General features: G+C 45.6%; 8 protein-coding genes. 1 reads left to right on the top strand and 7 read right to left on the bottom strand.

Annotated features, from left to right (window positions below; translation table 11 throughout):
• Positions 1–279: T9SS type A sorting domain-containing protein (locus GVN16_RS13170; protein WP_166564356.1), on the top strand; the 279-nt coding region annotated here is incomplete at its 5' end.
• A gap of 206 nt (positions 280–485) precedes the next feature.
• Here the strand turns inward: GVN16_RS13170 and GVN16_RS13165 are convergent.
• From GVN16_RS13165 to GVN16_RS13135, 7 genes are all read right to left on the bottom strand, one after another.
• Positions 486–1,994: a zinc-binding dehydrogenase gene (locus tag GVN16_RS13165; RefSeq protein WP_166564355.1), complete on the bottom strand. Its 1,509-nt coding sequence runs from the start codon at positions 1,992–1,994 to the stop codon at positions 486–488.
• 113 nt (positions 1,995–2,107) lie between these two features.
• Positions 2,108–2,617, bottom strand: a complete 510-nt coding sequence (locus tag GVN16_RS13160) for a phosphoheptose isomerase (protein WP_166564354.1) — start codon at positions 2,615–2,617, stop codon at positions 2,108–2,110.
• Positions 2,618–2,680: 63 nt separating this feature from the next.
• Entirely contained in the window at positions 2,681–3,019 is a 339-nt protein-coding gene (locus tag GVN16_RS13155) for a n-acetylglutamate synthase (RefSeq protein WP_166564353.1), read from the bottom strand.
• On the bottom strand, positions 3,016–4,314 hold the full coding sequence (locus GVN16_RS13150; protein ID WP_166564352.1) for an acetylxylan esterase: 1,299 nt from the start codon (positions 4,312–4,314) through the stop codon (positions 3,016–3,018). The genes GVN16_RS13155 and GVN16_RS13150 overlap by 4 nt, the downstream gene beginning before the upstream one ends.
• A 4-nt stretch (positions 4,315–4,318) precedes the next feature.
• Positions 4,319–5,578: an AGE family epimerase/isomerase gene (locus GVN16_RS13145; RefSeq protein ID WP_166564351.1), complete on the bottom strand. Its 1,260-nt coding sequence runs from the start codon at positions 5,576–5,578 to the stop codon at positions 4,319–4,321.
• A gap of 96 nt (positions 5,579–5,674) precedes the next feature.
• Positions 5,675–7,105: an MFS transporter gene (locus GVN16_RS13140; RefSeq protein ID WP_166564350.1), complete on the bottom strand. Its 1,431-nt coding sequence runs from the start codon at positions 7,103–7,105 to the stop codon at positions 5,675–5,677.
• Positions 7,106–7,203: 98 nt separating this feature from the next.
• Positions 7,204–10,452, bottom strand: coding sequence for a PKD domain-containing protein (locus GVN16_RS13135; RefSeq protein WP_166564349.1), 3,249 nt, complete (start codon positions 10,450–10,452; stop codon positions 7,204–7,206).
• Positions 10,453–10,476: the final 24 nt, after the last annotated feature.

Below are 10,476 nucleotides of genomic sequence, written 5' to 3'. Positions count from 1 at the left end.
GATTACAGCAAAACAGAAACCATCCTGATCGATGCACAAAGCATCCAGTGGGTGAGTTTATATCCCAACCCTGTGACGGATTACTTCGCCCTCAAAGCGGATGAGTCGATGGTGATCAGAAGAGTGGACATCTATGACCAGAAAGGTAACCTGGTGCTCAGCACCCAAGAAAAACCTTTTACCAGAATCAATGTTGAGAAACTCAATGCCGGCATTTACCAGGTCAAAGTCACCGGTAATGACGGAGAGATCAGCATCCAGAGGATGGTCAAAAAATAAGTTTTTAGTAAGAGTGCGTCTAAACCTCCGGCTGTTTCGGCCGGAGGTTTTTTTGTGGCCTTTCGTTTCGGTAGAGACACAACACGCTACGTTTCAAAGCCAGGAATTTAAATCCATGTTGCCGCATTACCGGGCGTAGAAATGAGACGTTGCATATAACGGCATCAGATTTATCAGGTCAGAAGTCTCAAACCTCTCAATCAAAATTAATACACGACACTGATCAGCTCCGCTACGCAGGCCGGCCTTTCTTTTCCTTCCATTTCAATGGTGGCCTCCACGATCATTTTAAGGCCATTATTAGGCATATCTGAAACGCTTTTTAATTTGGCAGACATCCTTATTCTTGTATCCGACAACACGGGAGATAAAAACCGGACTTTATCGGAGCCGTAGTTAATGCCCATTTTTGAAGATTCTACCTCAAACAGCTCATACATGAATTTCGGGGTCAGCGACAAAGTCAGTAAGCCGTGAGCGATGGTCTGTCCGAAAGGTGTCATTTTTGCTTTGTCAGGATCCAGGTGTATCCATTGTTTATCCATCGTAGTTTCGGCAAACTCATTGATCATTTCCTGTGAAACCTCCACCCAGGAACTCGTCCCGAACGATTGCCCCACAAAAGCCTTCACTTCATCAAAATCCCTGAAAACTTTCTTTGTGCCGGGTTCTGAAACCGCTTTGATCTCAGGTTTAGTCTGCGGTTTAATCTCTGCCAACGGTTCATTAACGAGCTGTTCATCCAGGATCACCACCGCTTTTCCGATCACCTTCCGGTTCATCAGGTCATTTAAGGCCTCCTTAGCTTTTTCAAGAGGATATAGCTGATAAATATGTGGCTTAAGACTTCCATTCATAAAAAATCCGGCCAGTTCCTGGATATTCGAAAAGTTTTTAGCCGGCTCTTTGGCCGCAAATTGTCCCCAGAAAACACCGGTAATCGCACAACCTTTCAGCAAAGCCAGGTTCAAAGGTATCTTAGGGATTTCGCCCGCGGCAAAACCTACGACCAGGTAACGGCCTCCCCAGGCGATGCCTCTCAACGCACTTTCGGTATATTTATCTCCCACAGGATCGTAAATCACATCGGCTCCGCGTCCTCCCGTAAGCTCTTTGATTTTATCTTTCAGGTCTTCAGTACTGTAATTAATGGTTTGAGATGCCCCTTTTTGCCGGCAGATTTCAAGTTTTTCCTCAGATGAAGCAGCCGCTATGACGTTTGCCCCCATGAGCTTTCCTAATTCTACCGCGGCCAGTCCGACGCCTCCGCCGGCCCCGAGAACCAATAAGGTTTCTCCTTCTTTCAGTTCAGCCCGGTCTTTTAAAGCGTGATACGAGGTCGCATAATTATACATGACCGAAGCCGCCGTTACAAAATCCATCCCCGGTAACATTGGAAAAACCTTTTGAGCATCCACTGCCACTTCTCCGGCAAAACCACCCCAGCCACATAAAGCAAAAACCCTTTGGCCCGGCTTCAGATGTTTAACATTCTTTCCAGCTTCTTTGACTATCCCTGAAACCTCTCCTCCCGGTGAAAACGGCAATTCGGGTTTAAATTGGTATAAATTGCGAATAATGAGCGTATCCGGAAAATTGACGCTGCAGGCCGCTACCTGAATCAGGACCTGGTCATCGGTGATTTGAGGAGAGGGTATTTCTTTTAATTCAAGGGTATCAGGCAGCCCGAAGCTGGTACAAACAAGTGCTTTCATAAGGTTGAGATTGTTATTATCCGGTTGGGTTTTGATGCAATAAAAAAAGTCTTCTGAAAAATCAGAAGACTAAAGTAAAAATATTCAATGACTAATGCTATATCAGCAGATCATCATCTGCCAAAATCATCCTGGACCCTGACAATATCATCTTCGTCCGAAGGATTATTCTTATCTACATGCTGCCAGATTTCTGCCACAATTCCGTAACCTTCCAGACCGATCAGACGGTGGCGTTCTCCCTGTTTCAGATTAACGACCGTGCCTACCGGCAGTTGCTGCAATTCCGTTTCTTCGTCGGTGTCACTGATGACAATTCCGGCTGTTCCGCCGATCACTTTCCAGATCTCGGCCCTTCTGTGATGGTATTGCCATGAAAGACGTTTTTCGGGAGCAACCACGAGTATTTTAGGGCTTAGTTTTTCGAATCCGGCGAAGTCTTCCAAAGACAAATGCGGGAAAAACTTTTCAATAAACTGCGGGGCCTGCGATTCGTCCAAAACAAAAAAACCACCCCATGGTCTTGAATGATCACTGGCTATAACACTAAAGCCTTGTTCGTCTATAAATTGAGCAATAGATGCAAAAACTTCTTCTTTTTTTACAGTTTTGTCAAAATTCATGGTCAAAATCTTATTAAAATTAAATGATATGCCAAGGTATCAAACAATAGGTAAAAACCAAAGCTAAACCTCCTCAATAATCGACTCCCCTTCTGAAAAATCGCCTGAAGTCCATCTCCATTTTTCATAGAGACGGATGCGTCCGTCAGGTAAAATCTCCGGGACTGAGTGACAAACACCGGTCATCAGTTCACCTTTGATGTTGATTTGGTGATACCGCATATCCAGCTCTCCGTTTTCACTGACCAGGGCCACCAGGTGGCCTTTTAGCACGTTGCCGCCGGAGTATTCCGAAGTCAGGATATTGCCATCCTGCTGGTAGTGAAATACGGTTTCATTGGTGGTTTCACCGTTCTCTGTGTTCTGAGTAGGCCTGAAAACCTTGTTATGGTAATTGATCATTTTTTTAGTTGTTTTATCATCCACTCACGCTGCTTTTCTGCCTGCTCCGGAAAAATCCAATGGGCGGTTTCCAAAGCCAGGAACTTCTCTTTTGGAGCCGTGATGATGTTATAGGCTGCAAATACAGAAGTAGGCGGACAAACATCGTCATTATATCCGAAAGTAAAGAAAACAGGCACTTTGATTTCTCTCGCAAAATTCAGGGCATCATAATAGGGTACCGTTTGTAACCTGTCCTGGTGACTTCCGGTTTTCCAGGCGAGTTTATCCCCAAAAGGCTGCGGCCAGCCACCTGCTCTGTCAAATAATGTTCCGGTCATGTCCACCATAGCCGGGTGGGTAGGTGCTGCACAGGTCACTCTTTTGTCCAGTCCGGCGGTTACCAGCGAAAGGGCTCCTCCCTGGCTGCTGCCCATCACGCCCAGGTTCTGACCGTCCCATTGCGGTAAGGAGGTCAGGAAATCGTTGGCCCTGACACAACCCAGGTACACCCTTTTATAATAGTATTTATCTTTGTCATGCAGGTCTCTGACCCAATACTGGTTGGTCCAGCTCGCACTGATGTCATCATAATTTTGCTGAGGCATGATCACAGAAATACCGTGAATACCGATCTCAAGGCAAATAATGCCACTGGCAGCCATCCCGACGTCTCCGTTATAAGGCCTCACCCCTGCTCCGGGCACCTTCAGTACGGCCGGGTATTTACCCTCTTTTTTGGGTATTGTCAGAATACCATAAACCCTGGCTCCGGGTCTCCAGTTTTGTAAACTTACATGATAGACATTCACCAGGTCGGTACATCTTTCAGGCAGTAAGGTCATTTTTGTATCAAAAGGCAGTTTATTATTTTCTTCAACTGCCTTGCTCCAGAACTCCCTGAAGTCTGACGGTACCGTAACCGTCGGTTTAATAGCCTCAGGTGAAAATCCGGCGGTAGTCCATTCCCTGTAGGTTTTTCCGTCATACTCCGTTTTGACTGTACAACGGAGAAAACCGGGGTCTTTCATTGTGCCTCCGTCAATCGTCACCGACCCGTCTTTTAAAGTGAGCTCTTTGGTAATGGTCACAGGCATTTTTTCAGGACCGATCTCTACAGAAACTTTAGCTCCGTCAAGCAACACATTGCTCTTGAACACTTTGATGTTGAATTTTACATTCTCCCCTGTTTTGTAGGTCCAGTCCGGTTTTTCGGGACTCACGATAATTTTAACCCATTTTTCGGGTGGTGGTGGCTGTGAATGTCCTGAGACAAAAATCATCAGTAAACAGCATAAAAAAAACGCGTTTTTCATAAAATTAAGGTTGATATATTTCATTATTAATCCTGTCAATTCTCTTTAATATTTCGACGCAGGCCCTTCCGTTGTGATAAGGACATTTCCAGAAACCGATTTTATCTTCAGTATCCATCACCCTGTAGCCAAAGCCCATGGTTTCATCCGGTGGATAGACACCCCAGATCCACTCCCCGTTGATACTGTCTTTCAAGTGCGATTGAATGAAGGTCCACTGGCTGCGGATGTATTCCAGGTATTTTTCATCAGGATGCAATTCATAGGCATTCAGGTATCCGACCATGGCTTCGGCGGGTACCCACCACTCACGATGTGTGTCCCAGTGCCCTGTAGAGGGATCATATTCGTGGTTCAGACTACCGTCTTTGTTCAATCCTTCTGTTGCGGCTTCCGCAATTTCCAGGGCGATTGTTTTCCACTTTTCAGTCTGTTTTTTATCATCCAAAACCTCTGCCGATTCGTACAGCAACCACGATGCTTCAATGTCGTGACCAAAGGAAATGGCCCGGGATTGGGACTGCCAGTTCCGGTCAAAAAACAGTTTCAGGTGAAAGCTATCGCGGTCGATGATCTTCTCTTCAAAAACAGTCAGCAAATCTCTGATTTTTTTCTCCAGTTCCCTGTCTTGCCATATCCTGAACAGATTGACATACGCTTCAATGATGTGCAGATGGGTATTCATGGTTTTCGGATCATTGCGATCTTTTTCGCTTAACCTCAGGTCTTCCAACAATTCCCAATCCCGGCTGAATGCCTCCCAATATCCGCCGGATTCTGAGTCGAAACTATACTTTTCCATGTCCCTGTAAAGACTGACGGCCATGTCCAGGGCATCCTGGTTTTCTGTGGCCATGCTGTATTCAGACAAGGCGTAAACCGCAAAAGCGAGGGCATAGATCTGTTTCCGGGTCGACCCCGGACTTCCGTCTGCATTGACAGACCAAAAAACGCCTCCCTTTTCATGATCGAGAAAATGCTTTCTGAAATAATCAAAGGCTCGTTCAGTTCCTGCTCTGAGCTGGCCAGTAAACCCTGTTTCGGGCTCATTTCCGGGTTGCTGGTAGTGACGAAGAGCTGCCGAAAAAGTCCAGAGGATACGGGCATTTAATACTCCGCCTTTCTCTGCTTCAGGATAAACATATCCCTGGCTGTCCATTTTCCCGATAAATCCTCCGTGGGTTTTATCCGGGGCATTTTCGAGCCAGAAAGTGAGTATTTCTTTTAATTCCCCGGCTATTTCTTCCTGAAACTTTTCGAGCATCCTGTTCTGATTTAAACTTGACTTATAAAAAAAGGACACAAAAGCGATAATTTTACTTAGCGAATCTGTGTCCTTAAAAACTATTCTACGGATAGATTAATGTCCTCCTTTTCCTCCCGAAACGGCCTGGTCAAAGTCAATTCCTTGTTTGCGGAGTACGGCCTGCACCCTGATACCAAACCAGAAAAGGAAGGCAAAACAAGCAGCAGCCAGCAAATAGGAACTCTGAATACCAATGGTGTCAGCCAAAAATCCCTGTGCTACCGGAATGATCGCTCCTCCCAGGATCATCATGATCAGGAATGAGGCTCCCTGGTTGGTGTATTTACCCAACCCGGCAGTACCCAGTGAGAAAATGGACGGCCACAACACCGAACAGAAAAGACCACCGCTGATCAGGCTGAAGAGAGCGAGTTTACCTGAAGTAAACACCCCGATAAGCGTCATAATGGCTCCTACGGCTGTATAAATCAACAGTGTTCTTACCGGTTTTTCCTTGGTCATAAAGAAAGCCACGATCATGATCACCACACAGAAACCGTAGATATATAAATCGCTGACATCACCACTGTGGATGTAATTGGCAGCCAGAACAATGGCAAAAGCCACAAATGGTACGATAACGATCAGAATTTTCTTTAATGTAGCAGAAGGGTTAAAATTACTGATAGACGCCGTCCAGCGACCGATCATCATACTTCCCCAGAAAAGAGAAACATATTTGGCCACCTGAGATGAAACCAGCCCCTGGGTCTCTTTCAGATACTCCGGCAGGTTACTTCCGATGGTTACTTCCACACCTACATAGACAAAGATAGCGGCCATTCCTAAAACCAGCTGCGGGTATTTAAGAGCTCCGAGGCCCGCTTCCACTTTCTCATCATTGGTGATTCGCGGCAATTTGGATATCCAGAAAAACAGTGCCACAAGAATAAATAAACCTCCTAAAAACAGGTAAGGTACTTTAACGGATTCGATGGTTGCATGTTCTGCCGCCTCAGCCGAAATTGACCCGAAAATAGCAAAAGACACGATAGTTGGCCCGATGGTTCCGCCAAAGTTGTTGACCGCACCACCAAGGTTGATACGCTGGGCTCCGGTTTCAGGAGGTCCCAAGGCGATCATGAAAGGCTGAGTGGCGGTTTGTTGTAATGAAAATCCTAAGCCCACTACAAAAAGTGCCGTTAATAAAAGAACATAAGATTTTGTTTCAGCAGCCGGGTAAAAAAGCATGGATCCTACGGCTGAAATAGCCAGCCCGATCACGATACCGTTTTTATAGCCGATTTTGTTAAGGATATCTCCGTTATAAACCCTGGAGAATAAAAGATAAAGTACCGATCCTACAAAGTAGGCGGCATAAAAAGCAAAGTCAACGAGCTGGGCCTGCCACTGCTCAAGGCCGAATTTCTCTTTGAATAATGGAATCAGGATTCCGTTGGAGGCCGCTACAAAACTCCAGAAAAACCATACGGTTACAAGGGTATAAAGGGCTGATTGGTTAGTTTTATTGGTATTGTCAGACATATAAGGTTATTTGTTTCCCAAATATATAAGTATTTGATGGCATCACTGTAATTTTTAATTAATCCTGATAAAATATTCTTCTTTCCGCACAAAAACCATCAGTTTCTGAGGTAAATGACCTTATAAGTTCTTGAATATTTTTCATTGGATACCCTGATCAGATAGGTTCCTTCCGGTATTCCATAGTCATTTATTGAGATTTCGAGCTTGTCTCCGGCAAAACTTCCGTTCTTGAATATTTTCTGGCCCCTTTGTTTTCCGCTCAGGTCTGTAAGGCTTAATGTCAGATCATCTCCGGCAAATAAAGGCTTTTCAAGATAAACCTTGCCCCTGGTAGGATTAGGATACGCCTGTATTTCTGTGTTCCCCAGCGGGTTTTCATTGGCCAGGGGTTGTTCAGTTTTGATTGTTACCGTATCAGGCAAACTATAGGAGTAGCCGTCAGAAACGGTCAGAGAAACCAGGTAGTCCCCTCCGAGGTCAGTCAGCAATTGTGCTTTCACCTGCGACTGGAAATTAAACACTTTCCTGCTTCCCGCAGGAGCTGAAATGAGCTGCCAGTTGTAAGTCAGCGGATCATTTTCAATATCCGAACTGGCTGAACCGTCCAGGTCAACGGATTCTCCGGCTTTGGAAATGCGGTTGTTGCCGGCCCGGGCTACAGGTCTGCCATCGGCTGTAAAACTGATCAGCTTTTCTTCACCCATCTCACCAGTATGAATCAATGTGAGACCTAAAGTGTACTTCCCGGATTGGTCGGGCGTGATTTTCAGGTCCACTCCTACGCTTGCATGAAGTATCAGCTTGCTGTTTTGCGGCTTTTCAACCATTCTCCATTGATAGGTAACGGCAAGTCCGGCAGGAATAAAACTACCGGCGGCAGAAAATACAGTTTCTTTTCCCTGTCCGGTCTTTTCCGGACCGGTGATAATGCCCACAGGTTTAGTGAGTGGTGAATCAAATTCAAGTTCAAAAACCAGCCCTTTGTCAAACCTGGGCAGTGACAGTGTTTTATTCTGTCCAAAAAATGCTGCCTTTTTAACTACCGTTTCCACCCCGCTCAGAATATCGGTGTACCTGATGTTATAAAGGCCGTCAGGAAGATCATCAAATTTTACCGTCGTTCCTGAAACAGCTGTCTGATGCTGGTTATGAAAAACGAATCCGTACCTGGCCTTGTCTGTCGAAAATCCAAGTCCGGTCAAAGCACCCGAAGGCACAAAAGGCCAGGTTTTCAGATTTCTTTCTTTAACAAAATCCTTTCCGGTTAAAAACTTAGCAGGATATTTGAATAACTGCCCCCATTCCGGTTTCACGTAGTCATCCCAAAGCCACATCAGGTGAGGTACCTGTGTAAAAATGCCCGCCCAGATCAAAACCCTCTGCACGTCCATGGGCGTAGCGGCAGTATTGACATCCAGGCCGTATTCTCCGCAAATGATCGCTTTTTGGGCCAGTTTACTTTTAAAATCACTATTTTTAGCCAGCATCGAGTTGATGAGGTTGGTATTATAAACGTGGTACTGCAACACATCCAGGCCCTCCAACTTGTCCATTTGCAGGATCTGCTCGTCCGAAGCCGAAGTCGTGACCAGGTGATTAAAAGCATCCAGGGCTTTGATTTCCTTCGCCATTTCGCTGTGCCAGTCCAGCACTCCCTGTTTCCAGGCTGCGGACTGGTTGGGATGATTTCCAGTAAACTGCACTTCGTTAAACAGCTCCCAGGCAAATAGATTGGAAGAATAGCCCCATCGGGCTACGATGTATCTCAACAGTTTTTTGGTGTATTTTTTAGCTTCTGCATGATAGAAAAACTCTTCCGGCTTTTGCAAGGGCCCGCCCAGGGCTTTATTGTAGGGATTGTCGGACCAGTTAGAATTGACGTTTTCTGAGAACATCCCGTGCTGAAACAACACCATCTGCAGGTTCAGCCCTCTTTTATCTGCAATGGCAAAAAGAGAATCGTTAAAAGCCGCGGCCGCCTGGCTGTATTTTCCAAGTCCATGGGTATAGCCGTCATTTTTCCACTCGAGGGCCTGACGGTTAAACGGTACAACCCAGTAACGGGCAAGATTGGCCCCGCCATCAGCAAGGTTATTGAATATGGTGGTGTAGTCTTCAATACTGTCCCAGCCAACGTTGATGCCGAGAGGTATGTAAGCTTGTTCATTCGATGATTTTTTATAAAACTGGCGGTTATTTTTATCTGACAGAATAACGCCCGCTCTCTTTTCAACCCTGAATTCCGTGTACCCTGACCTGCTGATTCCGTCCTTGTCTTCAAGTATCAGTCTTACTTTGTGGTTTCCATCTGCCTGGTCCGTAAATCTGAACATCCAATGTTGTTCTGTCGAATCTGTCAACCATTGTCCTCCCGCATAATATCCTTTGACATAAAAGAAGGCCGGAACCATTTTGATACTTCCATCAGGTCGGGTTATCTCAGCATCTACTTTGACTTCATCAGGGTCAAATACATTCTTATAATTATCCCGCAGTACAAAAATTCCTTCGAAATAATCTCCCGCTACCCGGCTTTTAAGATCTATTTTAGCCCTGCTTATCTTTTCATCAGGATCAATTGCATAGATGAGGATAGTCCTGGATTTTGTCTTTCCGCCAGCAGTTGTCAGTGTCAGCACAACCGGATAAATGCCGGGCAAATCATAGTTAAAGCTGGCCCTTAAGCCATGTAAGTCTATTCCATTGCCCAGACTCCAGTTAGACGCTGTAATATCATCCTCCGGCGAGAAAGACTCTGAGGCGTCCAGAACTATGTTTTCCCTTAAAAGAACCCTTGATTTAAAAGGCTTCAGAACAATCACCGGAGACCCGTCAGGCGAAGAGGAATGGCTTAATTTCAGATTATCAAGGTAAATGCCTCCCTGGGCTTCATTGTCGACCGCTCCGAAAATCTCAATTTTGTCAAATTCCTTTCCTGCCAGTAACGCCACACTGAACTCTGCGAGGGCCCACTGATTGGTCGCGGGTCTGAAATCATACCTGGGGGCCCAGTCTTCTTTTAATAGCTGCCCGGCATTGTATATTTTGATAAAAACACGGCCCTGCAAGGCTGCATTGATCTGAAAAGAGAGAACATCGTTCTTATTGACCGCTATTTTCTTATCCCACTCCAGGGTGATCTGCTTCCAGTTCCCCGCGGTTTTATTATAAAAAACAACTTTATTGCTGGGATTACCGGTTTTTAGAGGATTGTCTCTGACGGCAGCCTGCTCTCCCGAAATCCGGACCGGAGAAGTGAGAACACTCTCAAAGTCACAAAAAAGCTGGGAAAAACCCGGTAGTGAAACCAGGAGTAATACGAGTATGGAAAGTCTTTTCAACATAGGTTTTGACAAAAGCATCCCTGG

Origin of the sequence: Emticicia sp. CRIBPO (assembly GCF_009905725.1) — a bacterium.
Classification (GTDB): Bacteria; Bacteroidota; Bacteroidia; order Cytophagales; family Spirosomataceae; genus Leadbetterella.
This window is presented reverse-complemented; position numbering and strand designations above follow the sequence as displayed.

Bases quoted from the DNA above. Each gene is read 5' to 3' on its own strand.
- GVN16_RS13165 (WP_166564355.1), bottom strand. From the start codon at position 1,994: ATGAAAGCACTTGTTTGTACCAGCTTCGGGCTGCCTGATACCCTTGAA.
- GVN16_RS13160 (WP_166564354.1), bottom strand. From the start codon at position 2,617: ATGAATTTTGACAAAACTGTAAAAAAAGAAGAAGTTTTTGCATCTATT.
- GVN16_RS13155 (WP_166564353.1), bottom strand. From the start codon at position 3,019: ATGATCAATTACCATAACAAGGTTTTCAGGCCTACTCAGAACACAGAG.
- GVN16_RS13150 (WP_166564352.1), bottom strand. From the start codon at position 4,314: ATGAAAAACGCGTTTTTTTTATGCTGTTTACTGATGATTTTTGTCTCA.
- GVN16_RS13145 (WP_166564351.1), bottom strand. From the start codon at position 5,578: ATGCTCGAAAAGTTTCAGGAAGAAATAGCCGGGGAATTAAAAGAAATA.
- GVN16_RS13140 (WP_166564350.1), bottom strand. From the start codon at position 7,105: ATGTCTGACAATACCAATAAAACTAACCAATCAGCCCTTTATACCCTT.
- GVN16_RS13135 (WP_166564349.1), bottom strand. From the start codon at position 10,452: ATGTTGAAAAGACTTTCCATACTCGTATTACTCCTGGTTTCACTACCG.